Source organism: Facklamia sp. P13064, assembly GCF_050409425.1.
Lineage (GTDB): Bacteria > Bacillota > Bacilli > Lactobacillales > Aerococcaceae > Facklamia.
This window is the reverse complement of record NZ_JBNUPM010000012.1, coordinates 37957-62851: the sequence shown is the minus strand read 5'-3', so window position 1 is coordinate 62851 and position 24895 is coordinate 37957. Positions and strand designations below refer to the sequence as shown.

Here is a 24895-nt window from a genome sequence, read left to right as displayed (position 1 = left end):
CAGAGCGCATGACTGTTAATCATGATGTCGTAGGTTCGAGCCCTACTGGCGGAGTCTTTTTTTTTATAGATTTCTTTTTGCCGCCTTAGCTCAGCAGGTAGAGCGCTTCCATGGTAAGGAAGAGGTCGCCGGTTCAATCCCGGCAGGTGGCTTTTATAAAATAAATAAACAATTTTAAGTTTTATTACGAAGAATTTCTCTTTAACTTCTTCTAATAAAGCTTTTTCTTTTCTTCAATTTATTTTTGAAGAAAGATTTCCCTGTAATACTAGTTAAGTTATAATTTCAAAACTTATATCCACTCACTGTCTTTAAACTTTCATTATTCTTGCTATAATTTCTATTATTTTAACTTGATAATAAAGTAATAAACCTCTAAACTATAGAATGTTGTTAAATAACTTTAAAGGAGTTAAAGAATGAGAGAAAATATTGTAAATGAGTCACAGTTTGTTAAGATCATTGAGTCTTCTGTAAATAAGAAGGTTGGATTGTTCGAACAGAGTAAAGCGCGTTATTTTGTACGTTCTATGTATGCAGGAGCTATGTTAGTATTAGCTACAGCTATTGGCGTTTATGCTGCGGATTATATTAATGTTGGAGCTCCTCATATTGGCAAGTTCGTTTATTCAATCCTATTTGCTTTTGGTCTTTTATTTATTTTATTCCTACATCAAGAATTAGTTACTTCAAATATGATGTATTTAACGGCAGGTACTTATCACAAGTTTATAAGTCCTAACAAGACCGTTCAGATTCTTCTATTTTGTACCCTTGGTAATCTAGTTGGAGCTTTTGTAGCGGCCTTTATCGTTGCCCAAACAGGCGCTTTCAGTCAATTGACTGCTGAAAGCTTTATTGTTACTACTGTAAATGGAAAGTTAGGTAAAGATTTAGCTTTGATCTTCATCGAAGGGATTTTAGCCAATACCTTTGTAAACATAGCAATTGTTGGTTATTTATTGGCTAAAGAAGAAATTGCTAAGATAGTTATTGTTTTCGGCGCTATCTTCATGTTTGTGTTTTTAGGTTATGAACATGTGGTGGCTAACTTTGGATCATTTAGTTTAGTTGCTTTTAGTAATTATCAAGCAGAAGCTCTTCAGTTAGTGCCTGTTCTTTTAGCTTGGACTGTTGCTTGGGTTGCAAACTTTATTGGTGGCGGACTTGTTATTGGTCTCGTCTATGCATGGTTAAATGATGCTGGACTGGCACTTCATGATTAAAAAAATTAAGAAACCCTTGCAGCTTACATTAGCCACAAGGGTTATTTTTTATTTGTTAGGCAGAATGGTTAGTTCTTTATTCGCTAAGTTGATGACTTCACAGCCTGTTTCTGTAACGACAACTAGGTCTTCTATGCGTACGCCCATTTCACCTGGAAGATAGATACCGGGCTCAATTGAAAAAACATTTCCCACTTCTACTTTATTATGATTATGTTGGCTAACATCCCCATATTCATGGACGTCTCTACCAATAAAATGTCCGGTGCGGTGAGTGAAGTATTCACCATAGCCCGCATCTTCGATGATTTTTCTTGCGGTTAAGTCAATGGATGCAAATGACACCCCTGGTTTTACCTGTTTGATAGCCTCTTCGTTCGCTTTTAAAACAGTTTGATAGATTTCTTTATGCTTATCGGACACTTCGCCAAAAAAGACAGTTCGAGTCATATCTGAACAATATCCTTTATAACTTGATCCAATATCAATGATGATACTTTGTCCCACTTGAGGTAAACTATCATCGGTACTATGATGGGGGTCAGCACCATGGGGTCCATAGGCAATAATCGGTTCAAATGAAAAGCCGTCGCATTCGTACTCTTTATATAATGAAGCTAGTTGTTCTTTTATTTCATTTTCACTAGTGGTTGCATCTATCTTTTTAATCAGTGCTTGCATGACTTGATCGTTCCGATGTGATGCTTCCCGCATGATATCAATTTCTTCTTTTGATTTGATAGCACGAATTTTATCCACTAAGGGACTTCCATTTACATATTCAGCATTAGGATGTTGTTTCATCAAGTTAATTAAAAAATGACTTGGCCAGTTTTTATCAATACCGATATTACCAGCCTCTAAACCTTCAGCTAATTCTCTAATAATGGGTTCTCCATCATTATAATATTTAATAGCTAGATTATCTTTTTCCTTAAAAGTAGGGAATAATTGGTTAAGAATCAGTTGCATTTGTCCATTACGCTTAATTGATAATAATAAAAGTCTTTCACCAGGATCTGTATGGTATCCTACTAAATAATCAATTGTAGAGGGGTCAGATATTAAAAATTGTGAGATATCTTTTTTCTGCATAGCGTCTAGTAGTTTTTTTGTAGCTAATTTGTTCATATTTTTCCTCCTACTTGGTAACTTCTACATAAACTATTATAATAGAAGAAAATGGTTATTGTAATGATTGGAGGTAAAAATGCAAAAGATATTTATTAGAATGATAAGATTCTACCAAAAATACATCTCCCCCTTAACGCCTCCTTCGTGTCGCTATTCACCAACTTGTTCAAGTTATACCATTCAAGCGATTGAGCGGTTTGGAGCACTTAAAGGTTCTTTAATGGGTTTAGCACGTATTTTAAGATGTCACCCCTTCCGAGAAGGAGGATTAGATCCTATACCGGATCATTTTACTTTAAGAAGGCAGCGGGTCAATAAATAAATTTTACCATGGGTTAATGAGACTATGGTAAAATAGTAATTAAGTTGAAAGTAGGTGAAAGGATGCTAGAGTGGCTCAATCAGTTCCTAGGCAACCATCCATTTGTGAGTTTACTGGATATTTTCATTGTCTGGTTCATTATTTATCGATTAATAGGCTATGCTAAACAATCTCGGGCAATGAATCTTTTGCAAGGAATAGGCTTAATTATTTTTGCCAAATTTGTAAGTCAAGGAATTGGTTTACAAACAATCGATTGGCTATTGGGGCAAGTTATTTCATGGGGAGTAGTCGCCCTTATTATTTTATTCCAAGCTGAATTGCGAAAAGCGTTAGAAAGTTTAGGGAAAATCCTTTTTAGAAATAGACAATCTTCAAGAAATCCGAGTGAAGAGTTAATTGAGGATTTAAAAAAATCCTTACTCTATATGTCAAAGCGTAAAATTGGAGCGCTCATTTCTATTGAAGGTGAAGATTCTTTAGAAGAATATATTAGTACTGGGACAACATTAGATTCTGAAATTTCTAGTCAATTATTAATCAATATCTTTATTCCCAACACGCCTTTGCATGATGGAGCAGTCATTATCAATGACTTTAGAATTGCGTCTGCCTCTTGTTATTTACCGCTTTCGGAAAGTAAATTAATTCCTAAGGAATTAGGAACAAGGCACCGGGCGGCAATTGGACTGGGAGAGAAAACAGATGCTTTGACATTAATAGTATCCGAAGAAACGGGCGCAATTAGTATTGTAAAGAATGATTTTTTACATCGTGATCTAGATAAAGAAGAACTACATGATTTGCTTAACAAATATCTTTATACAGAGATAGAAAAAAAAGACTCAAAAAGTCAAGATTCTAATATGTTTAAAACCCTCTTTAACAGGATGCGCTCAAGTAAAGGTGGCAAAAATAATGAATAAGATATTTGAAAAAAACTGGGCTGTGGGAATTATTTCATTAATTTTTGCTCTATTTATTTATACTTTTGTTACTAACGAAAACAATGCCCGTAATGCAGCCGTGAATTCTCAATTAGCTTCTAGTTTTAATACATCGGAGACTTTGTATAATGTGCCATTATATTTAGGCGATCATCCCGATGATATTTACGTTAGTGATCTTAAAGAAAGTGTGACCGTTCGTCTTGATGGCCCTAAAAATATTTTGAACCAAGTGACACGCGAAAACATTATGGTTCAAACTGAGAAAATTTCTAAAGGTCAAATTGGTGATCGAGAACTATTATTATTAATAGACGGCTTACCCGATGAAATCACTTATACCATCTCGCCTTCTAAAGTAAAAGTAGAGGTCCAACAGCGTAAAGTTGTGACGGTTGCTGTTGAAGTTTCACTTGATGATCTTCAATTAGAATCAGATTTTAAGGTAGAGTCTGTTAATATTGATCCAAAAGAAGTTAAATTAGTAGGCAGTCAAAGAGCCATTAATGCCATTGATTTTGTGGGCATTAGTATTCGCTCTAACCAACCGGTTGCAGAATCCTTTGCAGGTAATTATCGCTTACAAATTTTAGACAAAGATGGAAAGCCTCTCGATGTGAACTCAGAAACAATGGATATTAAAGCACAAGTGAACATTGTCCAAAACTCGAAAGAATTTCCTTTGAAAATTACTGCTATAGGAGAAGATAATACAAAAAATAATTATCGTTATTCCATTGTTGGTCAAGATAAAGTCACATTATTTGGTAGTCAGAAAATCCTTAATCCGATTAAAGAAGTAGAACTTGTTGTAGATGTTTCCGAACAGACAGAATCAGGTCAAGTTGTAGGGTTACTGAATTTACCGAGTGGTATTTCGAGCGCGAGTATCAATGAGGCTAAAGTAGAAGTTATAATCGAGCCAGTGAAATTAAGTCAATAGTAACGTAATGAAAAGATTTAAGAAAGCTCACTTATAAGATTTAAAAAGGAGAAGAAAATGGGAAAATTTTTTGGAACGGATGGTGTTAGAGGAGTTGCTAATCAGGAATTAAGTCCAGAACTAGCATTCAAATTAGGTCGATATGGAGGATATGTTCTTTTACAGCACGCTGAATCTGTTGAAACACCAAGAGTCTTAGTTGCAAGAGATACACGTGTTTCTGGACAAATGCTAGAAGCTGCTTTAACCGCAGGTCTTTTGTCAGTTGGGATTGAAGTGATGCAATTGGGTATTGTTCCCACTCCAGCCGTAGCCTATTTAACTAAAACGCAAAATGCTGTAGCGGGGATCATGATTTCTGCTTCACATAATCCTGCAGAAGATAATGGGATTAAATTTTTCGGTACCGATGGTTTTAAATTATCTGATCAGCAAGAAGAAGAAATAGAAGAACTACTAGATTCAGAAGAAGATAATTTGCCTCGACCAGCCGCTGAAGGCTTAGGCTTAATAGACGAATTCCATGAAGGAACTATAAAATACCTGAACTTTTTACAATCAACTATTTCAGTTGAATTAAGTGGATTGAGTGTCGCTATTGATGCGGCAAATGGAGCCACTTCACCCTTAATCAATCAATTATTTGCTGATTTAGACACTGATTTTTACACCATGGGTGATCGACCTAATGGGATAAACATTAATGATCAGGTTGGATCAACTCATCCAAAAGCTTTGCAAGAGCTAGTTAAGGAAAAAGAAGTGGATCTAGGATTAGCCTTTGACGGTGATGGAGATCGTTTAATTGCAGTTGATGAAAAGGGAAATCTAGTTGATGGAGATAAGATACTCTTTATTTGTGGAAATCATCTGAAGCAAAAAGGACGATTAAATGATAATACGATTGTCTCAACGGTTATGAGTAATATAGGTTTCCATAAAGCTTTAGAAGCCAATGAAATGGTTGCAATAAAAACGAATGTTGGAGATCGCTATGTTGTAGAAGCTATGCGTGAAGGTGGTTATACCTTAGGTGGTGAACAATCTGGACATATCGTCTTCTTAAATTTAAACACAACAGGAGACGGTCTATTAACAGCCGTACAATTAATGGCTGTTATGAGTGAAACGGGGAAGAAACTATCGGAATTAGCAGAAGAGGTCATCATCTATCCGCAAAAGTTAGTCAATGTTCGAGTTAGAGATAAACATACTGTTTTAGAAGAAGCAAAAGTTCAACAAGTCATTGAATCGGTTGAAAAAGAAATGGCCGGTGAAGGAAGAATTTTAGTTCGCCCAAGTGGAACGGAACCATTACTGCGAGTAATGGCCGAAGCTCCGACCGACGAATTAGTGGATAAGTATGTGCATAAAATTGCAGATGTTATTCGCCAAGTTAGAGGGATTGAATAAAATAAGCGCTTCATGAAATAGAATTTTCATGGAGCGCTTTGTTTTATTAAGCTAAACTAGAAAACTTTCGTCGATAAGCTGAAGGGGTCATATGATTACTTTCCTTAAATGTTTTTGAAAAGTGTGAAGGAGAATGAAAGCCAACTATATCAGAAATTTTTGAAATCGTAATAGACGTTTGAGCTAACAGTTTTTCTGCTTCAGACAGTCGCACATGAATTAAATAATCAATGGGAGAAAGTCCTGTTTGTTGTTTAAACAGTCTAATCATATAGTATTTATTGATATCAACAATATCAGAAAGCTGTTCAAGAGTTACTTTTTCAGAAAAATGTTCACGAATATAGTTTTTGATTATTTCGATTTCTTGGTGACGCACTTGAATAGAGGAGTCTTTAATGGACAGTTCATGGTGCCTCAGCACATGAACCATGACACACTCAATTAGTTTTCTTAAAACAAGTTCAGACCCTCTAAAGGGTTGTTTATATTCGATAAGGGCAAGATCTAAGTAATTTTTAATGGTCTGCGATTGATCGCAAACGATAAAAATATTATCCATTGATTCAATTTCAGCAGATGAAGTAAACAAAATTCCGGAAATTTCAACACGAAACCATTCTAATTTACGGATTGGTTGGATTTCAATCGAATGGTTAGGATTTAGGATGATGATATCACGTTTCTTAAAACCACCTATTTTCTCTTCAGAGATGAAATCAGCTGCCCCTTTATGAACATAAATTAAAACCAATTTATCTGAAGATTGGACTGTGAATCTTTGACTGGATGTGATTTTTTCGGATTGAATACTGTCTAGTTTAACAGAAGCTGAATTAATATTAGAAATATACATAGCGACCCTCCTTATTTTATATCTTCCCTACAATATATCATTTTAACAATATTATACACTAATTTTATTCCGATTGGTATAGTTAGAGTATTAAAAATTTTATATGATATTTTATTAATAAAAAGAAGCTTAACCATATAAGATTAAGCTTTGTGATATAAATTTTTTTAAACTTAATGAGAAATCATTTGAAAAACTTATTAAAACAATAAGAAAATCTTATATAATCAAAAAAATGGAATAGATGGACAATAAGGGTTATTTAAAATAGAAATAAGATACTAATAAAATCCTTTAAAATCAACTGTTAAAAGAAAAAATATTCTTTTATTTAGTAGCGCTTCAAGGATTATGGAGTCGTTTTATTTTGCATAAAATACTCTGCATAAAGATTGAGCCAGCGAATAATTTTATGATCAAATAATGTCAAGATGTCTGCATCGGGAATAATTAATAGATGGCGAATTAGAAAGGCCCCTTGATAATAGATTGATTGAATAAAATCGGAATTTTCATAAAGAGTGGTGGCGAATTCAGTGAGAATATACGCCAATGGGACGGTATCTTTTTTAATAACTGTTAATTTACCAGCTTCGAAGGCCACTTCTTTAGAAGTGGTAGTTTGCTCGGACAGCTCAGAGGTTTCGGATTTTTCCTGAGTTGTCGTTATTTTTTCTTGATTATGATTATCATTATCTTCTTGATCGTTAGTGACGGTTGTTAATTGATTGCTTGTGATTGTTGACTCATCTTTACTAGCTTGACGACTTGTTTGAGTACTTTCATTCGGATCGAAAGTAATCGGTGGAGTAGGAGCAATCACTTCCTGGGTGGTAGTTGTTGATTCATCCTCGGGTTTTTCAACGCTGGTGGTTTGTTTGTTGCTTGGGTTTTTAACGGGATTAGTCTCAACTGGACTGGATAGCCTGTGGAAGCCTGAAGCTTGCGTTTCAATATAGGGAGATTTGATGCTGATGATAAAAAAACACATCAACATTATAAAGCATAGAATAGTCTTTGAATGGTTTAATTTTAGCTTGTTTTTCTCACACACTTTTATGCTCTCCTCCCTAATGATTTGTTAATACTAGTTTATCATTAATTATTTAATTTATGTGGTTTGTTACCTGAATGTTGCCAGCTTGAGAAGAATGTCATTTAATGTTGCTTTGTTAAATATATATTTAATGATAAACTATTTAAAAGAAAAAAGCCTAATACTTAAGGAGGATTTATTATGAGAGTTGAAATCTATAACAGTTCAGAAGAGGCATCATTAAGAGCTTTAGAAATATTCAAGCTTAGTCAGCAAGAGGGGGCTGATGTATATGGTATGGCGACTGGATCGACCCCGGAAAGATTATATGAGCTTTTAAGTCAGTCGGATATGGACTTCAGTCAGGCTGTTGCAATTAATTTGGATGAATACGTTGGATTAGATGACGAGAATCCTCAAAGTTATGCTTTCTATATGAATGACCATCTCTTCAAAAACAAACCCTTTAAAGGCTCTTTTATTCCGAATGGACAGGCTAAAGATATCGATGCTGAGTTAGCTCGATACGATCAAGTAATTAAAGACAATCCGGTTGATTTGCAACTATTAGGCTTGGGTTCGAATGGCCACATAGGGTTTAACGAACCTGGGTCCGATTTAGAAGCTGGCACATCCCTAGTGAGTCTGACGCAATCTACAATTGATGATAATCAACGTTTTTTTGGTTCTAAAGAAGAAACGCCTACCAAAGCAATTACGATGGGTGTGGGAGCTATTATAAAAGCTAAAAAAATAATAATTATGGCCTTTGGTAGTCAAAAGGCTCAAGCTGTACGAGGTATGATTGAAGGCCCTATTACATCAGACTTACCGGCTAGTGTTTTACAAAAGCATCGGAATGTTTACGTACTCTTAGATAGAGAAGCGGCATCCTCATTGACTCGTTAAAGTCTAAGAATAAATAATGGTGCTTCATCTTCGCTGATATTAAGTGTTAAAGATAATAGCTTTATATTCACTCTTTTATTGCAATCGCTTATAATAGATTTATATGAAAGGATGTGCTAAGGATATGTTTATGTATATTTTGTTAGGTGTAATAGGTATAATCGCTCTTTTTTGGGTAGGTGTTTATAACAATTTAATTAAAGCTCGTAACGGGGTAGAAGGTTCTTTTAGTCAAATTGACGTTCAACTTCAAAGAAGAAACGATCTGATACCGAATGTGGTTGAAACAGTTAAAGGATATGCTGAGCACGAACGCCAAACACTAGAAAATGTGACCAAAGCGCGTCAGCAGTTAGTTAATCTACCTGCTGATGCAAGTCCAGAAATGATCAATAGCAAATCTAACAGCTTAACTTCAGCATTATCACGTTTGCTTGTCGTAGCGGAACAATATCCTGATCTAAAAGCGAACGCTAATTTTCAAGAATTACAAAGATCACTTGAAGATACAGAAAACAAGATTGCAGTTTCTCGCCAACTTTATAATTCAAGTGTACAAACCTATAATGAGAAGGTTCAAGTTTTTCCTAACAATGTGGTAGCGGGAGTCCATGGATTTGGCGAGAAAACTTATTTAGAAGCTCCAGAAGCTGCTCGTCAAGCACCTCAAGTCTCTTTTGACTAATAATTTTATGCCTTCTTTAAAATTAGGCTTTGCATTGGAAATCAAAGAGAGTAGAATGTGAGTTGCCGATCTTTAAAAGAAAGGAGGTAGAGAATGAATCGGATTAATCTTTATGTGCATTATGATGCCGTTACTAATTATTTTATGACGCGAGGAATAAGTCTAAAAATAATGGATTTCAATCGTCAATATTTACCACAAAATATTATTTTAGCGAATGCACCGGAAGAATTCGGTCGTTTTGACGTTCAAACGGATTTTAAAATTCTACGCAATCAGACAGAAGTTTTAAACTATTTTGAACTTTGTCAAAAAGAAGGGCGTCGAATGTCTAATTGGATTGATTTCGATAGTATGGAATTGATGCACCAATTAACCCCCGTTGAAATTTCAGAACTACTCTACCTTTTTCACGCTAATAAAGCCTTGAGATCACCTTTCTTTTATAAGTTGCAAAATAACTATGTTTATTTAACCATGTCAAACGGCTTAAATAAAACATATTATCGGCATATGTCTCACTTTTATGGGCGCTTTGCTCGGGCTCTAAGTGAACATCTGTCTAACATAATCAATGAAAATGTTGGGTGGTTTACAAGACGGAAAAAAGTAATAGCACCAATGCCTGTTAGACTAGTAGAGGAATTAAGCCCCCTATTTATGAATGGGTTAAAAATTGATTTAAAACAAGCCATTAAAGAAAATGATACTTGGAGTATCCCTCTATATATAATTGAGGATGAATTAACTTATTTAACACGTAATTTCGATCGTAAAGATGCTGTTGGACAGATAATTTACCAAGAATCAACCAGTCAATGGCGCATCGAAGACTTAAGCCAACAGTTGGAAGACAAGACGGAGGGAACTCAATGAAAATAATATTACTATATGGTGGGCAAAGTGCTGAGCATGAGATCTCTATTATTTCAGCTCATAATATTTCGCAAGCAATTATGTACAATTTATATACAGTGCAGCCGATTTATATCACCAAAGATGGGCAATGGATTCAAGGGCCGGAAATGAATGAACCTTCTTTAGGTGATCAGCAATTAATATTTAATGAATCAGCTCATGCAAAGTGGTCAACCACAAATACACCTTCAAAAGGAGTGGTTATAAAACCGGGAGAGATTCAAGAGGAGGATGCCATAGTCTTTCCTGTTTTACACGGTCCTAATGGTGAAGATGGCACTATTCAAGGCTTTGTAGAAGTTTTAGATATGCCATATGTTGGAGCAGGGATTACCGCTTCAGCAAATGGTATGGATAAAATCATTTCTAAATCTTTATTTACCCAAGCAGGCATTCCTCAAGTTCCCTATGTTTCCTTTGATGATGTAGAGTGGAAAAATCAGCAAGAAAACTTAATTATTAAAGCTGAAGGAACATTACTGTACCCAATGTTTGTCAAGCCAGCTAATATGGGATCGAGTGTTGGGATTTCTAAGGCTCAAGATAAATATCAGCTAATTGAAGCAGTTAATGAAGCTTTGAAGTATGACCGTCGCATTGTGGTTGAGCAAGGAATTAGTGCTGATGAGTGTGAAGTAGCCGTTTTAGGTAATGAAGATATTCACGTGTCTTGTGTGGGACGATTGGTAAAAACCCAAGATTTCTACGATTATTCCGAAAAATATATTAATAATACGGTTGAAATGGAAATTCCAGCTGATTTACCTGAAAGTCTATCTGAAGAAATTCAAAACTATGCGAAAAAAGCTTATCGGGTGATTGATGGTTCTGGATTAGCAAGGGCCGACTTTTTTGTCACTGCTAACCATGATATTTACATTAATGAGCTAAATACCATGCCAGGATTCACCCAATACTCGATGTATCCAAGTCTTTGGAAAGCAACAGGCTTAGAATATCGGGACTTAATTGAAGAACTCATTCAATTAGGGTTGAGCCGACATAAAACAAGGTCTCAAATGAAAAGTTATAAAAGTTAGGGAGCGAGTCTTTGAAAGCAATTCAAATTAACGAAATCATCAAGACTTTAAAACTAAATCCGTTTAATTATCAGCCAGTCTTAGGTCAAGAAATTACTAGTGTAGAGTTTGACTCACGTAAGGTCAAAAAGGCTAGTCTTTTTGTGCCATTAGTAGGGGGTACTACGGATGGTCATGACTATATTCAAAATGCAATAGATAATGGTGCCATCGCTTGTTTTTGGTCACGTCCTATAGAAGAAGCACCCTCTGAACAATTAATTGTTATCAAGGTTGAAGATACATTAGCGGCCTTTCATCAATTAGCAAATTATTATCGTCATCTTATTCAGCCTATTGTGATAGGTATCACAGGGAGTAATGGTAAAACAACTGCTAAAGACATGACAGCCATGAGTTTAACTTCAAAATATAGTGTCCATAAAACCCAAGGGAATTATAATAACGAAATTGGTATGCCTTATACACTATTGCAAATGCCTGAAGATACGCAGGTATGTGTCTTAGAGATGGGGATGAGTGACTTTGGAGAAATTAGTCGATTAAGTAAAATCGCTGAGCCTGATATTGCTGTAGTGACTATTATCGGAGAGAGCCACTTAGAATTTTTAGGGAGTCGGCAAGGTATTACACAAGCAAAATTAGAAATATTAGATGGTCTCACTTCCAATGGTATTTTCTTATACCCTGGCAATGAGCCTTTAATTGAAGCAGAGTTGCAAAAAAAACAGGTTAAAATTAAAAGTTACTGCTTTGGTTTTGAAAAAAGTGATGATTTTTATGCTTACGCTATTAATCAAGAATATAATAAAACTTTTTTCCGCACGAATATTGATGAAAATGTGCTATGTTCGATTCCAATCATTGGAGCCTATAATGTTACTAATGCTTTAATTGCTCTAAGCATTGCTAAACTATTAGAAGTTCCTACCGAACAAGCTATTTTCCAATTATCACAATTTAAACTGACAGCCAATCGGGTACAATGGTTAACCACTAAAAATGGCGCTAGACTTTTAAATGATGCTTACAATGCCAGTCCAACTTCCATGCGAGCTGTTTTAAATACTTTGGCTGATGTTGAAGTAGAAGGTGCGGGCCGTAAAATTGCTGTTTTGGGTGATATTAGGGAGTTAGGAGCCAAAAGTGAAGAATATCATCGTAGTTTAAAAGATTCACTGGACGTAAGCGTGTTAGATAAGGTATACTTGTTTGGCGACCAGATGGCTTATTTATACGATGAATTGCAAAAAACTTTTGCAAAGGAACAGTTGTTTTATGAAAAAGCAGATCATCAACGTTTGATAGACGCTCTTAGTATAGAGACATCAAATGAAGATGTCATCCTAGTTAAGTCTAGCTTCGGTGTTGACTTACTGAGCGTTGTGACGGCGTTAACTGGAATCAAAACACAATGATCAACCATAAGGTTTAAAAACTTTATAAACAGATGATAGTGGGGCTGGGGTAAATACCCAGTCCCTTGTTGAAATTCTTATCAATAGAAGAAAAGGAAGAATTATTTGAAATTTAAAGATTTACAATTAGATGAACGATTAGTTAAAACACTTGATGAGTTAGGTTTTGAAGAGCCAACTCCCATCCAGCAAAAAGCAATACCTGTAGCACTGGAGGGCCGTGACTTAATCGGTCAAGCGCAAACAGGAACAGGAAAAACAGCAGCCTTTGGTCTGCCTTTATTAAATAAACTGGAAACCAACCATGATAATATTCAAAGTTTAGTGGTAGCTCCAACAAGAGAACTCGCTATCCAAGTTCAGGAAGAGTTATTTCGTTTAGGAAAAGGCGTTCGTTCGCGTATTTATGTGGTCTATGGTGGCTCACCAATCGGTAAGCAAATTGAGCGTATTAAACGTAATAAACCACAAGTTATTGTGGGGACTCCAGGACGACTACTAGACTTAATCAATCGAAAAGTTTTGAAATTAGAGCATGTACAAACTTTGGTTTTAGATGAAGCCGACGAAATGCTAAATATGGGTTTTATTGAAGATATTAAGTCAATTGTTTCTAAAACACCTCAAGCAAGACAAACGTTACTCTTCTCAGCGACTATGCCACCAGCAATTCGAAACTTAGCAGATCAATTTCTTAAATCACCAGCTCATGTACATATTGAAACAAAACATGTAACAGCAGACTTGATTGAGCAATTTTATGCTAAGTGCCGTGACGATGAGAAATTTGATGCCTTATCACGTTTTCTTGACGTTCAAATGCCTAAGCAAGCGATTATCTTCTGTCGGACTAAAAAGCGTGTCGATGAAGTCGGCCGTGGTCTAAACCTAAGAGGTTACAATGCAGAAGTGATCCATGGTGATATTACTCAACAGAAACGGTCTAGCGTGATTAACGCCTTCAAAAAAGGCAATGTAGAACTCTTAGTCGCAACTGATGTTGCCGCCAGAGGATTAGATATTACAGGCGTTACTCACGTCTATAACTATGATATTACGCAAGATCCTGAGTCTTATGTTCACCGTATCGGGCGTACAGGGCGTGCAGGCAATGAAGGTTTGTCATTAACCTTTGTCTTACCGACTGAAATGCCTTATTTAAGAACCATCGAAAAATTAGTCGGTAAACAAATGCAACCGATGAAACCACCAACCATTCAAGAAGCACAGCAAGGACAAATCCACCAAATTATCGAACAGATTAATGAGCAATTAGAAGGCGACCAGGTTAATCATAGTCGGCAAAATGCTAAACTACTTTTAGCTAACTATGAAGCGGAAGATTTAGTAGCAGCCCTTTTAGGACAAATTGTTTCAGAAAGCCGTGAAATTGCCGTTTCGATTTCACCGCAAAAACCATTACCAAATGCAGACCGCAAAAAACGGAATAATCGTGACAACTATCGCAAAAAGTCTGGCAAATCAAACCGCAATAAATATTCCGGTGGTAATAAAGGCAACTATTCAAAGTCTAACAAGAAAAATTTTAAGATGAAGAAAAAAGAGCGTTAATATTTGAGGTATTATAATGGAGATAGGAATTGATATTGTAGAAATTGATCGGATTGCTAAGGCCCTAGCTAGACACAAAGCTTTTCCAAATAAAATATTATCAGATCAAGAACTACGAGTATTTGATAAATATTCCTCTCAGCGGCAGCTCATTTATTTGGCTGGCCGCTTTTGTGCTAAAGAGGCTTATGTTAAAGCTATGGGTACAGGGATTGGACACTTGAAGTTTTCTGATATTTCAATTATCAATGACGAGAGAGGACGACCTAAGATTACAGCAGGTCCAATAATAAAACATGCCAAAGTATCGATTAGTCATGGTCAAGATTACGCAACGGCTATGGTTGTAATGGACTGTGATCAGCAAACGATTGACCAAGCCTATCAAAAATTTATAAACAAGTCGTAAGGAGTCAAAAAATGTATCGAGCAAGTGAGCACCGCCCAACGCAAGCAGTCATTAGTTTAGAAAACATTAAACATAATATCAAGCTATACCAAGATAAGAAAGCTTCACATCAACAAATATATGCAGTAGTTAAAGCCAACGCTTATGGACATGGAGCAATTCCAATTGCTAAGGCAGCCATTGAAGCAGGTGTGAATGGATTGTGCGTTGCCACAGTAGATGAAGCCATCCAACTCCGCAAGCTGGGTCTGACTAAAATACCAATTTTAGTAATGGGCTTAACATTACCCTATGGAATAGCCGAGATTTTATATTATGATTTAACGATTACTGTTTCAGATTTAAGCTTTTTTGACCAGTCTTTCCACCAGCTTAAAAAGAATCAGCAAGAGAATCTGTTGAAAGAGAATCCATTAAAATTTCATTTGAAGCTGGATACGGGGATGTCACGAGTGGGGTTAAGGACCAAAGAAGAAGTACTAGCCTTTGTTGAAGGCGTTAAAGCTTATTCGTGGCTAAATTGGCAAGGGGTTTTCACTCATTTTGCAACGGCTGGTGGTGGCCCCTTAAGTTATATTGACTATCAATGGGAGCGTTGGCAAGCTTTAATTTCTTATATTCCTGATTTTGTGTCTTTAAGACACTTTGATAATTCAGCCATGGGACTTTATCCTGCAATTGGCGACCGATCAGATATTATACGCTTAGGTATTTCCATGTATGGTCTCAATAGTAGAGACTGTGTCCCTGAAGATTTAGTGACGGACCAGCAAATTACTGATTATCATTTAGATAAAGAGGGTTTACGCAGTAAAAATTCTACAAATGAACTTAATTTGAAGCCAGCATTTCAATTGTTGTCTGAATTGTCCTATGTGAAGAAAGTTGAAAAAGGAACGCGTATTTCTTATGGAGCAAGCTATGAAAGTCCAGAGGATGAATGGATTGGTACTATTCCGATTGGCTATGCCGATGGTTGGCTTCGCGCTTATGCTAAAATTCCTATTTTGGTAGAAGGATATGCATGCCCTGTTTTAGGTGTGATTAATATGGATCAATTAATGATTCGTTTACCCAAGGAATTCCCTGTGGGAACGGAAGTGACAATAATCGGTCAAGATGGTAAATATTATAATCACCCCTCTTTGTTGGCACATATGGCAGGAACTATTTCCTATGAAATATTATCATGTATTAGTGAAAGAGTTCCTCGAATTTATATATAGGAGGATAATATGTTAGAAGTAGCTATGAAAACAGTGGGTCCTATGCAGGAAAATACTTATGTAGTGATTCATCCCAATCAAGAGGTCATCCTTTTTGATCCGGGTGCAGAAGCGGATAAATTGATTGAATGGATTGATGGTCAAGGCTGGAAACCGAAAGCTATTCTTCAAACCCATTGCCATTTTGATCATATTGGTGGTTTAGACCAATTGAGAGATTATTATCACGTTCCAGTCTATGTACATACATTAGAAGCTGATTTCCTCGGTGATCCAGCCTTAAACTTGTCTACAATGCTTACTCAACCGATTATTCAGCGTAAAGCTGATCATCTTTGGGAAAGTATGGGGGAAGTTTCAATCGCTTCTTTTAAGTTTGAAGTGAAGCATACACCCGGACACAGTCCAGGTCATGTGATTTATCTATTTGATGAGGATGAATTTGTGATATCTGGTGACCTTGTTTTTGCAGGCAGTGTTGGACGTACGGATTTACCGAATGCTAGTCATCAACAATTAATGGAAAGTATTCAACGCGAAATTTTACCTTTGAGTGATAATTATCAGTTGTACCCTGGACATGGCAACCCAACGTTTGTAGCCCAAGAGCGCCAGAATAATCCTTATTTTCCTAAATAATTATAAAATCCCCGTTAACTCTTCTTCGAATAGAGATTAGCGGGGATAAATATTTTAAATGTACCAGAATTCAACCGTGTATTTACGGCGTTGCAAATCTTGAACGAGGTTTTGAAAGGTAAGACGGCTAGTATCTTGGTGGATTTGAAAGAGGATATAGGAACGGTTGTTAAAATCGGTCTTATCAATGGTCATTGAGGAAGAAATATCGCAATAACGGTTAACTAGACGGGCAATCTTAGTGAGATTGCCCTTTTTACCGAGGGCTTCTACTTTTAATATATAGCCTACGACCGGCATATCCCAAGCTTGATTTAAAAAGCTCAGAAAGTTTGTGTGTTCCACAATCCCTAAAAAGGTATGTTCCTTACTTAAGACAGCAACATAGGGTAGGTCTTTTATGGCAAAAAACAATTCCAAAATTGAATGGTGAATACGGATAATTTTGGTGGTGTTTTTTAAAAAGCGGGTCACGGGTAAAGAACTAAGATCAGCGTCAGGATGATGAAATTTATATTGATAAATATGGAAGCGGTAAATGTTACCACGGAAAATGGATTGGCTATCATCTACCACCGGGGCGCAACGAAGATTATTTTTTTCTAATAATTCAATAGCTTCTAGACAAGTGCATGTTTCCGGTAGAGTGAGAAGGGCATTTTTGGGTGTCATTAAGTCTTCAATCATTAGTTTCTCCAATTCTTTACTAATTATTTAGGTAAAAGTTGGCATCTACTCTCCTATTTTATCATAGTAATTAAAATGCGCAATCGTTCTCTCATAGTTTTTTAATAATTTGCTAGTTTCTATCCAGATAAAGTGTTGCTTTTTATATTGAAATTACCTATTATAAAAGTAGTCGAAATTTTTAGATGCATAAAGGAGAAATGAACTTAACTATGGACTCTTCGGAGAATTCACTGATAGCGCAATTAGTCTTAATTTTATGTTTAACCGCAATTAACGCTTTTTTCGCTGCAGCAGAAATTGCTTTTGTTTCAATTAACCAATCGAGAATGAGAACGTTAGCGGAAGAAGAGCAGAACAAAAAAGCACAACGAGTGCTGAGATTAATCGATAATGCAGATGATTTTTTAGCGACCATCCAAGTAGCAATTACTTTGGCAGGTTTCCTTTCATCTGCGTCAGCTGCAACAAGTTTTGCAGATTATATAGTAAGATGGATACCATTTTTTCCGGGTGCGAAGTCACTTTCAATAGTGATAGTAACGGTCTTGCTTTCTTATGTGACCTTGGTCTTGGGTGAGCTTTACCCTAAACAAATCGCTTTACAAATGCCTGACAAAGTAGCTATGGCTACTAGCGCCATTGTTGAATGGGTTCAAAAACTATTCACTCCATTTGTTGCCTTATTATCGGTTTCTACTGGCTTTTTAAAGCGGTTAACACCTATTGATTTCAATGCTGATAACGACCAGTTTACCCGTGAAGAAATGGTGGCTATTCTAACCCAAAGCCAACAAGAAGGAACAATCGATTTAGCGGAGTATTCAATGCTTGAAGGAGTCCTGTCGCTTGACTCTAAGCTTGCAAGAGAGGTCATGGTTCCACGGACCGACACACAAATGGTTGATATAGAAGATGAGTACGATGAAATTCTCACAACTATTTTAAATAGTCCTTTTTCACGTTTGCCTATTTATGAAGAAAGTAAAGATAATGTCATTGGTGTGCTCCATGTTAAGCAATTATTAAAAACGGCCAGTCAACAAGGTTTTGATCAGATTGATTTTTTAGAAATTGCTAACGATCCTCTATTTGTCCCTTCTACGGCCTATATTGATGACTTGCTGTTGGAATTCCGTCGAGAAGAGACCCATATGGCTATCTTACGAGATGAGTATGGTGGTGTCGAGGGAATCGTTACTCTTGAAGATTTAATTGAAGAAATAGTAGGTGATATCAATGATGAGTCCGATATTACCGCTTCTGTCGTTCGCAAGATCGATGATATGAATTATTACATTAATGGCGTTATGACCTTAGAAAAGTTCAATCATTATTTTGATGAGCACTTAGACTCAGAGGAAGTAGATACTATCGCTGGTTTGATGATTCAAGTGATTGGCTATGTACCAGATGATGACGAGCGTACATCAGTCAGAATGAATGACTATGTCTTAACGACCAGTAATGTTGAAAATGGAAGAATCCGTGGTATTCAAGTCACTCATGATTCAGCCTATGCTTTAGAAACAGATTATAGTCTCTATGAATTTGAGCACGATAGCGATCGTCGGGATAATGACTATGGTTTAGATACTGAAAAAAAATAAAACAAACCGCAGTGAACGAGTGAGTCAAAAGACCTTCTCGTTCACTCTTTATTTATAAGGAGATGAAAGTATGTTAAATGAAATGATGCATCGACCGGTAGTGATGGAATCCATCGTTCAATTTATGCGAGAGGGTCAATTGCCTTTTGAAGGACAAGTTGCAGAGATAGAAGCCTATGCTAACGAGAGAGGAATACCCGTCATTCCTCATGAAACAGCAAAGTTTATTGATTTTTTATGTGCAAGTCTTCAACCCCAGCGCATTTTAGAAATCGGAACAGCTATTGGTTTTTCTGCTAGCTTAATGGCTCAGCACTTACGAAATGATGGACACTTAACCACCATTGACCGCTACCCTGATATGTATGAAAGGGCAAAAGAAAATTTTGCTAAACAAGGGCTAAATAATCGTATTGAACTTCTTGAAGGAGATGCAGCAGACTTATTGCCCCAGCTAGATGAGGCTTATGATCTTATATTTATGGATTCCGCCAAGGCAAAATATATCGAATTTTTACCTGAGTGTATGCGTCTTTTGCGACTTGGAGGGATCTTGATTATTGACGATGTTTTTCAAGGAGGAACCATTTTACACGACGAAAAAAAGATTCCCAAACGGGTTCGTAAAATTCATCGTAAACTCAATGAGTTGCATCAAGTAGTTTTAACTTCCAAAGAGCACCGTTCTTGTTTAATTCCTTTAGGAGATGGTTTGCTAATGATTCGTAAAGAATCAGATAAGATTGATTTTTAAAGCCAAAAACAAAGCAATTAAAAGTGTCGTATTTTGACTATTTACATGATAAAGGTATAATATGCATAGAAGAAAAAAGGAGTCGCAAGCTCAATAATAAACCCTTCCTCGTTAATTTTTTTATGAGAAGGAGATAAGGAGTGAAACAGCGTGAAATTAATTCTTGTTGTGGACGATGAGAAACCAATCTCAGACATCATTACATTTAATTTAAAAAATGAAGGATTTGAAGTAGAGACAGCTTATGATGGTGAAGAAGCTCTTGAAAAGTTTGCTGAAAAATCACCTGATCTCATTTTGTTAGATCTAATGCTCCCTAAAATTGAGGGACTCGAGGTGTGCCGTGAGATTCGAAAAACCAGTTCTGTGCCAATTATTATGTTAACCGCTAAAGACTCTGAAATCGATAAGGTTTTAGGCCTAGAGTTAGGTGCAGATGATTATGTGACAAAACCTTTTTCAAACCGTGAGTTGGTTGCTCGTGTTAAAGCTAATTTACGTCGAAATACTGTAAGAGAAGAAGAACTAGAAGCTGCTCAAAATAATGACATCGAAGTGGGAGACTTGATTATTCATCAAGATGCCTATATTGTTTCAAAAAATGGAGTTGAAATCGAGCTAACTCACCGAGAATTTGAATTGTTACATTACCTTTCTTTACATATTGGCCAAGTGATGACGCGTGAACATTTATTAGAAACTGTTTGGGGCTATGATTACTTTGGTGATGTTCGAACAGTGGATGTTACTGTAAGACGTTTACGTGAAAAAATTGAAGATTTACCAAGTCATCCGACCTATATTATCACCAGAAGAGGGGTTGGCTATTTTCTTAAGAACCCAGATCAAGAGTAGGGAGCAGTTTAATGAATCGTTCGTTTTTATGGATACAATCGATTTATGTGAAAATTCCCTTGCTATTTGTAGTGATTTTAGTAATCGTTTTTCAGTTTGTCAGTATCTATTTTATTGATCAGTTGGAAACACAGACCGTTACTGCAATGAAGGAACAGATAAATACGCAAATCGATTTTCTTACCAATAATGTTGTCCCCATTTTAGAAGATCAACAATTGACGACTGAAGACCGTAACCAGCGCCTAGAACAGGCGCTGGATTCTTTCAGTTCAACCTATTCCACTAAAATTCAAATTGTTAATTCACAAGACTATCTATTAGCTACTAATGACTTGGCTGAGCGTTCTTCGATTGGAACTCGCACGAATGATGAATTAGTCCGTAATGTTTTAATTAACCAACGTCCCTTAGAGGATGATTATTTCATTCGTTTTCAACAACCTTATCATGTGGTGAAGCCGATTCTTTCGAACAAGGGAGATCGAACCGTCATGCTAGGGGCTATTGCTGTGCAAACAGAAATGGACCGGATAAATGAACAAAGAGAGAAGGTAACAGATCTCTTTTTAAGAGCCATTTTAATTGCCATTTTAGCTGGTTTTATTTTAGCCTTTGTGCTTTCGCAAGGGATTACTACCCCGATTGAAAATATGCGGCAACAAGCTTTACGCATTTCGGAAGGAATATATGATTTTCCGGCTGAAGTCTTTGGACATGATGAAATAGGAGACCTTGCTGTAACCATTAATGACCTAGCTGTAAAAGTTAGAGATGCGCAAGAATCGACTGAATCGGAAAAGCAACGCTTAGATGGTGTTTTAAGACATATGACTGATGGCGTAATTGGTACCGATCGTCGAGGAAATATTCTCTTAGTAAATGATCGAGCCTTACTCTTATTAGACATGTATCAAAACGAAGCTGTAGGTCAGCCGATTTTAGAAACTCTAGGCATTAATGAAAATTATACCTTAGCTAAGTTTTTAAAAGGGGATCATGAGGTTTTGGTTAATCGCTTCGTCGATGGGATGAAGACGGTTTTAAAATGTGAGTTTTCAGTGATCAGGCGAGAAACAGGCTTTGTAACGGGCCTAGTTTGTGTGATTCAAGACGTTACTGAACAAGAGAAAAATGAACAAGAACGTCGTGACTTTGTTTCCAATGTTTCTCATGAATTAAGGACCCCGCTGACAAGTATCAAGTCTTATTCGGAAGCCCTAGTGGATGGAGCTTGGAAAGATGAAATGCTTGCTCCGGAGTTTCTTGAGGTTATACAATCAGAATCTAATCGCATGATTCGGATGATTGGTAATTTGCTAGATTTGTCTAAGCTAGATGGCGGTCAAGTGAAGCCAAACTTTGAATATATTGATTTTAAGCGTTTAGTTAACTATATCCTAGACCGGGCAGAGTTTACCTTAGAAAGTGAAGATAAACCTAAGTACCAAATTGTTCGTCATTTAACCTCAAAAGAAATTTATGTAGAAATAGATCAAGACCGTATTACTCAAGTGATTGATAACTTAATGAATAATGCGATGAAATACTCCCCTGATGGTAGTAAGATAATTGTAACCTTGGCGGATTATCGTGACCATGTTGTATTTAGTGTGAAAGACTCAGGCCTAGGAATTCCGCAAAAAGATCTTCCCTATCTGTTTGATCGTTTTTACCGAGTAGACAAAGCACGTTCGCGCCAACAGGGAGGTACTGGATTGGGGTTAGCCATTTCTAAAGAAGTAATTGAACTTCATGGCGGTAAAATTTGGGTTAAAAGTGAAGAGAATAAAGGTTCAATATTCCTTTTCTCTCTTCCATATACTGAGCTTGAGTTCGAAGATGATTGGGAGGATGCCTAATGAATAAACGAATTTGGATTTCAGTTTCTTTAATAGTGGCTATTCTCATTAATATTGTTTTTTCTTATTTTCTAATTAATAATCAAGCTTTTAAAATGCTTTATCAAAAATATGCTGATTTACCTAAGTCAGATATGCAGATAGGTGAGGTAACGATTGATCAACCCTATTTTCAAACGCATCAGTTAGAACTTACCGACTTGGTCGCCCCTTACCAACTTATTATTAAAAATGAAGGTAAGTACTATCATGCTTATCAATCTCAAGTTCTTCAAGAAGTTCATAAATTAACTGATGAGCCCATCACTGTGCTAGTGGATAATCAACCACAAATTGATCCGATTCAATTGGATGAGATCATGGGCGAAGATCATATCCAATTTATCTATTTGACAAAAATTTCGCTACTTTTATTAGAAGATATGGTCGAAATACCAGAGGGTGCATCTACTCAATTCAAGGTCAACCGTGTCATCCTTCCCGTTGAAAAGCCAGGAAAAGTTTATTTTGTAGATTCTGTCAATAAATCCTTCTTGGAAGGGAGAATTAGACGATCGATAGATATTGAGCAATTGTTTGCCGCTATTGCTACAGGATCTGCTGATCGAATTGAAATGGCTGAATATGAGATTAATCGAGACACAGTGTATCTGCCTAAAGAATCCTTAGCTTCTCCAAGTCAAGTGTATTCTCTTGAAAAAGTACCTGAAAATAATTTTATTGATCCAGTATTTGAAGGAGCTAACTTTGATATTACTCAACCCGACTTAAATAATGTGCGTTCTTATCATACTTATAATAGTAGTTTGATGATTGATGATGACACCAATATTATGACTGTAAACCATCATAATAATCAAATTAACGGTCTTTTAAGGAGTGAAGAGGATTTAGTAACGCAAAAGGATTTAGTAACGCAAAAGGATTTATTGCAAAAAAGCTTAGAATTAGCTGAGCGGTTTAATTATTGGGGGGAAGATGTAAGAGTCTTTTCTGAGCAAAATAACCAGTTGGTTTTGCGTCGCTTTTTAGCAGGGATGCCTATCTTTTCAGATCCTACTTTACCGGATTATGGAGCAAGCAAATTGAGATTCACTTCGCAACGCAGTCAATTAAAATTAGAAAAGTTACAAATGTCTTTAGTGATTTTAGGTGTAAACATTTCAGATTTATCTTCACCTCAGCTTGTTGAATCAGGAGCAGAAATTGCTGAGCTTTTAGAAGAACAGAATCTCAAATTCTCGAAATTTAATCAAATTATTTTAGGCTTCGAATGGCAAAAAGATATGGAAAACTTCAAGAAAGTGAATTTGGTACCAAAGTGGTTTTTTGTAGTAGGGACTCAAGTCTATTCGATTGATCAATTAAAAGATGGCAGTCTACGCATTATGCTGCAGCAAAGAGACGCCAGGACCAATGCTTAGCTGACTGAGGATAGAAGGGAGAAAAAATGGATTTCAAAAGGATACAAATTATATTGCTTGTTTTCTTTGTAATTTTTGATATGTTTTTAGCCTATCTCCTAGTAGAGCGCGGAGCATTTGGCCTCAACTTTCAAGACCCGACAGCTCAAATTAATCCCGTTCAGGAAATGAAAGATCGGGGAATTAAATTCAAGGATGCTGTTGAATTGAACGATAATGCTCCTGAATTGGCAGTGTTAAAAAACACCCCTAACAATGAATTGTGGAGTAAAAGACAACAATTACAAAATCAAATTGTTTCACTTGATCCAGATGGCGTCTTGGTTAGTGAATTCTCAAGTCCGGTCGAATTAGACATTTCTCTTGGAGAGGAAACATACAGTTTAACTAATGAAGATTTTGCATGGATTCATGAAAATATTTTAAAAGACCCTACTTACTTTATTAATGGAGAATTTTATTTAAATCATTGGTATTCTCCGCAAGAGCGAATGATTATCATTCGGATGGTGACTAAAAAAGGGGGAAGTTTAGAAGATTCTTCCATGAAATCGGCAGTACCAATTTCTGATGGAACAGCAGAGATTCGTATTTTATTAGATGAAAATTATGACATGATTTCTTATATGCAGACCTATCAAGAGCCTTTTGTACGTTTAGAAGATCAAAGACAATTAATCTCAACCAATGAGGTAATTGCTGTTGTAGAAAACCGAATTGATACCACCTTGCCCAACGATGCTGAAATAGTTTCAATGACTTTAGGCTATTTTCGTTCAGTTGAAACCAAGCAATTTAATTTATATTTACCCGCTTGGGAATTAATCTACTATCGTAAAGAGAGTGGTCAGACGATCTCAGTATTAGTGGATGCTATTAAGGGTAATGTTGTTAACAAAAAACCCAAAAATTAAAAGATAACTTTTTAAAAATTAGTAGTGAAAGAGTAAAGGTGTGAGATATGAAGACTTATTTTTGTTTGCAGACATTACAAAAACACATAATTTATA

At 36.2% G+C, this 24895-nt stretch carries 24 protein-coding genes and 1 tRNA gene; 21 read left to right on the top strand and 4 right to left on the bottom strand.

What is annotated here, in order from left to right; all coding sequences use genetic code 11:
- The first annotated feature begins 79 nt into the window (after window positions 1-79).
- Window positions 80-152: transfer RNA gene (locus ACQV2S_RS06420), tRNA-Thr, on the top strand.
- A gap of 267 nt (window positions 153-419) precedes the next feature.
- Window positions 420-1226: a formate/nitrite transporter family protein gene (locus ACQV2S_RS06415; protein ID WP_428873959.1), complete on the top strand. Its 807-nt coding sequence runs from the start codon at window positions 420-422 to the stop codon at window positions 1224-1226.
- 48 nt (window positions 1227-1274) lie between these two features.
- Here the strand turns inward: ACQV2S_RS06415 and ACQV2S_RS06410 are convergent, their stop codons facing one another.
- Window positions 1275-2357, bottom strand: a complete 1083-nt coding sequence (locus ACQV2S_RS06410) for a M24 family metallopeptidase (RefSeq protein ID WP_428876569.1) — start codon at window positions 2355-2357, stop codon at window positions 1275-1277.
- 79 nt (window positions 2358-2436) lie between these two features.
- Here ACQV2S_RS06410 and yidD point away from each other — a divergent pair, with 79 nt between their 5' ends.
- The 4 genes from yidD (at window position 2437) to glmM (ending at window position 5985) form a co-directional block, all read left to right on the top strand.
- The gene (gene yidD / locus ACQV2S_RS06405) at window positions 2437-2682 is read left to right on the top strand and encodes a membrane protein insertion efficiency factor YidD (protein ID WP_428873961.1); all 246 of its coding nucleotides are present in this window, start codon (window positions 2437-2439) and stop codon (window positions 2680-2682) included.
- A gap of 62 nt (window positions 2683-2744) precedes the next feature.
- The gene (cdaA, locus tag ACQV2S_RS06400; protein ID WP_428873962.1) at window positions 2745-3608 is read left to right on the top strand and encodes a diadenylate cyclase CdaA; all 864 of its coding nucleotides are present in this window, start codon (window positions 2745-2747) and stop codon (window positions 3606-3608) included.
- Window positions 3601-4572, top strand: a complete 972-nt coding sequence (locus ACQV2S_RS06395) for a CdaR family protein (protein WP_428876571.1) — start codon at window positions 3601-3603, stop codon at window positions 4570-4572. The genes cdaA and ACQV2S_RS06395 overlap by 8 nt, the downstream gene beginning before the upstream one ends.
- Before the next feature lie 57 nt (window positions 4573-4629).
- Window positions 4630-5985 carry a phosphoglucosamine mutase gene (gene glmM, locus ACQV2S_RS06390; RefSeq protein WP_428875113.1) on the top strand — a complete coding sequence of 452 codons (1356 nt, stop codon included), beginning with the start codon at window positions 4630-4632 and terminating at the stop codon, window positions 5983-5985.
- 46 nt (window positions 5986-6031) lie between these two features.
- Here the strand turns inward: glmM and ACQV2S_RS06385 are convergent, their stop codons facing one another.
- Both ACQV2S_RS06385 and ACQV2S_RS06380 read right to left on the bottom strand, forming a co-directional pair.
- Complete coding sequence (locus ACQV2S_RS06385; RefSeq protein WP_428873965.1) at window positions 6032-6841, bottom strand: helix-turn-helix domain-containing protein; 810 nt, start codon at window positions 6839-6841, stop codon at window positions 6032-6034.
- A 349-nt stretch (window positions 6842-7190) separates the two neighbouring features.
- Window positions 7191-7895 (bottom strand): hypothetical protein, encoded by a 705-nt coding sequence (locus ACQV2S_RS06380; RefSeq protein WP_428875115.1) that lies wholly within the window; start codon window positions 7893-7895, stop codon window positions 7191-7193.
- 183 nt (window positions 7896-8078) lie between these two features.
- On the opposite strand from ACQV2S_RS06380, the gene ACQV2S_RS06375 reads away from it, so the two are divergent.
- The 9 genes from ACQV2S_RS06375 to ACQV2S_RS06335 all read left to right on the top strand — a co-directional run bounded on the left by ACQV2S_RS06375 (window position 8079) and on the right by ACQV2S_RS06335 (window position 16693).
- Complete coding sequence (locus ACQV2S_RS06375; RefSeq protein WP_428875116.1) at window positions 8079-8786, top strand: glucosamine-6-phosphate deaminase; 708 nt, start codon at window positions 8079-8081, stop codon at window positions 8784-8786.
- 124 nt (window positions 8787-8910) lie between these two features.
- On the top strand, window positions 8911-9471 hold the full coding sequence (locus ACQV2S_RS06370; RefSeq protein ID WP_428873969.1) for a LemA family protein: 561 nt from the start codon (window positions 8911-8913) through the stop codon (window positions 9469-9471).
- A 93-nt stretch (window positions 9472-9564) separates the two neighbouring features.
- Complete coding sequence (locus tag ACQV2S_RS06365; RefSeq protein WP_428876574.1) at window positions 9565-10347, top strand: hypothetical protein; 783 nt, start codon at window positions 9565-9567, stop codon at window positions 10345-10347.
- Window positions 10344-11429 carry a D-alanine--D-alanine ligase gene (locus tag ACQV2S_RS06360; RefSeq protein ID WP_428885226.1) on the top strand — a complete coding sequence of 362 codons (1086 nt, stop codon included), beginning with the start codon at window positions 10344-10346 and terminating at the stop codon, window positions 11427-11429. Before ACQV2S_RS06365 ends, ACQV2S_RS06360 begins: the two co-directional genes overlap by 4 nt.
- Window positions 11430-11440: 11 nt before the next feature.
- Window positions 11441-12847 carry a UDP-N-acetylmuramoyl-tripeptide--D-alanyl-D-alanine ligase gene (locus ACQV2S_RS06355; RefSeq protein ID WP_428873972.1) on the top strand — a complete coding sequence of 469 codons (1407 nt, stop codon included), beginning with the start codon at window positions 11441-11443 and terminating at the stop codon, window positions 12845-12847.
- Window positions 12848-12952: 105 nt separating this feature from the next.
- On the top strand, window positions 12953-14419 hold the full coding sequence (locus ACQV2S_RS06350) for a DEAD/DEAH box helicase (RefSeq protein ID WP_428873974.1): 1467 nt from the start codon (window positions 12953-12955) through the stop codon (window positions 14417-14419).
- A 16-nt stretch (window positions 14420-14435) separates the two neighbouring features.
- Entirely contained in the window at window positions 14436-14828 is a 393-nt protein-coding gene (gene acpS, locus ACQV2S_RS06345; protein ID WP_428873975.1) for a holo-ACP synthase, read from the top strand.
- A gap of 11 nt (window positions 14829-14839) precedes the next feature.
- Entirely contained in the window at window positions 14840-16054 is a 1215-nt protein-coding gene (gene alr / locus ACQV2S_RS06340; RefSeq protein WP_428873976.1) for an alanine racemase, read from the top strand.
- A 9-nt stretch (window positions 16055-16063) separates the two neighbouring features.
- A complete protein-coding gene (locus ACQV2S_RS06335) occupies window positions 16064-16693 on the top strand; it encodes an MBL fold metallo-hydrolase (RefSeq protein WP_428875120.1) in 630 nt (209 codons plus the stop codon).
- 54 nt (window positions 16694-16747) lie between these two features.
- Here ACQV2S_RS06335 and cbpA read toward each other — a convergent pair whose 3' ends face one another.
- On the bottom strand, window positions 16748-17380 hold the full coding sequence (cbpA, locus tag ACQV2S_RS06330; protein ID WP_428875121.1) for a cyclic di-AMP binding protein CbpA: 633 nt from the start codon (window positions 17378-17380) through the stop codon (window positions 16748-16750).
- A gap of 212 nt (window positions 17381-17592) precedes the next feature.
- Here cbpA and ACQV2S_RS06325 point away from each other — a divergent pair, with 212 nt between their 5' ends.
- The 6 genes from ACQV2S_RS06325 (at window position 17593) to yycI (ending at window position 24799) form a co-directional block, all read left to right on the top strand.
- Window positions 17593-18990 carry a hemolysin family protein gene (locus ACQV2S_RS06325; protein WP_428874023.1) on the top strand — a complete coding sequence of 466 codons (1398 nt, stop codon included), beginning with the start codon at window positions 17593-17595 and terminating at the stop codon, window positions 18988-18990.
- A gap of 70 nt (window positions 18991-19060) precedes the next feature.
- Complete coding sequence (locus ACQV2S_RS06320; protein ID WP_428885224.1) at window positions 19061-19744, top strand: O-methyltransferase; 684 nt, start codon at window positions 19061-19063, stop codon at window positions 19742-19744.
- Window positions 19745-19894: 150 nt separating this feature from the next.
- On the top strand, window positions 19895-20599 hold the full coding sequence (gene yycF / locus ACQV2S_RS06315) for a response regulator YycF (protein WP_428873980.1): 705 nt from the start codon (window positions 19895-19897) through the stop codon (window positions 20597-20599).
- Between the two features lie 11 nt (window positions 20600-20610).
- Complete coding sequence (locus ACQV2S_RS06310; RefSeq protein WP_428873981.1) at window positions 20611-22461, top strand: ATP-binding protein; 1851 nt, start codon at window positions 20611-20613, stop codon at window positions 22459-22461.
- On the top strand, window positions 22461-23885 hold the full coding sequence (locus ACQV2S_RS06305) for a two-component system activity regulator YycH (RefSeq protein ID WP_428885222.1): 1425 nt from the start codon (window positions 22461-22463) through the stop codon (window positions 23883-23885). The genes ACQV2S_RS06310 and ACQV2S_RS06305 overlap by 1 nt, the downstream gene beginning before the upstream one ends.
- A gap of 26 nt (window positions 23886-23911) precedes the next feature.
- Window positions 23912-24799 carry a two-component system regulatory protein YycI gene (yycI, locus tag ACQV2S_RS06300; RefSeq protein WP_428873984.1) on the top strand — a complete coding sequence of 296 codons (888 nt, stop codon included), beginning with the start codon at window positions 23912-23914 and terminating at the stop codon, window positions 24797-24799.
- Window positions 24800-24895: the final 96 nt, after the last annotated feature.

Bases quoted from the DNA above. Each gene is read 5' to 3' on its own strand.
- ACQV2S_RS06385 (WP_428873965.1), bottom strand. From the start codon at position 6,841: ATGTATATTTCTAATATTAATTCAGCTTCTGTTAAACTAGACAGTATT.
- cbpA (WP_428875121.1), bottom strand. From the start codon at position 17,380: ATGATTGAAGACTTAATGACACCCAAAAATGCCCTTCTCACTCTACCG.
- ACQV2S_RS06415 (WP_428873959.1), top strand. From the start codon at position 420: ATGAGAGAAAATATTGTAAATGAGTCACAGTTTGTTAAGATCATTGAG.
- ACQV2S_RS06305 (WP_428885222.1), top strand. From the start codon at position 22,461: ATGAATAAACGAATTTGGATTTCAGTTTCTTTAATAGTGGCTATTCTC.
- ACQV2S_RS06310 (WP_428873981.1), top strand. From the start codon at position 20,611: ATGAATCGTTCGTTTTTATGGATACAATCGATTTATGTGAAAATTCCC.
- yycI (WP_428873984.1), top strand. From the start codon at position 23,912: ATGGATTTCAAAAGGATACAAATTATATTGCTTGTTTTCTTTGTAATT.
- ACQV2S_RS06370 (WP_428873969.1), top strand. From the start codon at position 8,911: ATGTTTATGTATATTTTGTTAGGTGTAATAGGTATAATCGCTCTTTTT.
- cdaA (WP_428873962.1), top strand. From the start codon at position 2,745: ATGCTAGAGTGGCTCAATCAGTTCCTAGGCAACCATCCATTTGTGAGT.
- yidD (WP_428873961.1), top strand. From the start codon at position 2,437: ATGCAAAAGATATTTATTAGAATGATAAGATTCTACCAAAAATACATC.
- ACQV2S_RS06320 (WP_428885224.1), top strand. From the start codon at position 19,061: ATGTTAAATGAAATGATGCATCGACCGGTAGTGATGGAATCCATCGTT.
- ACQV2S_RS06365 (WP_428876574.1), top strand. From the start codon at position 9,565: ATGAATCGGATTAATCTTTATGTGCATTATGATGCCGTTACTAATTAT.
- ACQV2S_RS06410 (WP_428876569.1), bottom strand. From the start codon at position 2,357: ATGAACAAATTAGCTACAAAAAAACTACTAGACGCTATGCAGAAAAAA.
- ACQV2S_RS06360 (WP_428885226.1), top strand. From the start codon at position 10,344: ATGAAAATAATATTACTATATGGTGGGCAAAGTGCTGAGCATGAGATC.
- ACQV2S_RS06375 (WP_428875116.1), top strand. From the start codon at position 8,079: ATGAGAGTTGAAATCTATAACAGTTCAGAAGAGGCATCATTAAGAGCT.
- alr (WP_428873976.1), top strand. From the start codon at position 14,840: ATGTATCGAGCAAGTGAGCACCGCCCAACGCAAGCAGTCATTAGTTTA.
- ACQV2S_RS06395 (WP_428876571.1), top strand. From the start codon at position 3,601: ATGAATAAGATATTTGAAAAAAACTGGGCTGTGGGAATTATTTCATTA.
- ACQV2S_RS06335 (WP_428875120.1), top strand. From the start codon at position 16,064: ATGTTAGAAGTAGCTATGAAAACAGTGGGTCCTATGCAGGAAAATACT.
- ACQV2S_RS06325 (WP_428874023.1), top strand. From the start codon at position 17,593: ATGGACTCTTCGGAGAATTCACTGATAGCGCAATTAGTCTTAATTTTA.
- glmM (WP_428875113.1), top strand. From the start codon at position 4,630: ATGGGAAAATTTTTTGGAACGGATGGTGTTAGAGGAGTTGCTAATCAG.
- acpS (WP_428873975.1), top strand. From the start codon at position 14,436: ATGGAGATAGGAATTGATATTGTAGAAATTGATCGGATTGCTAAGGCC.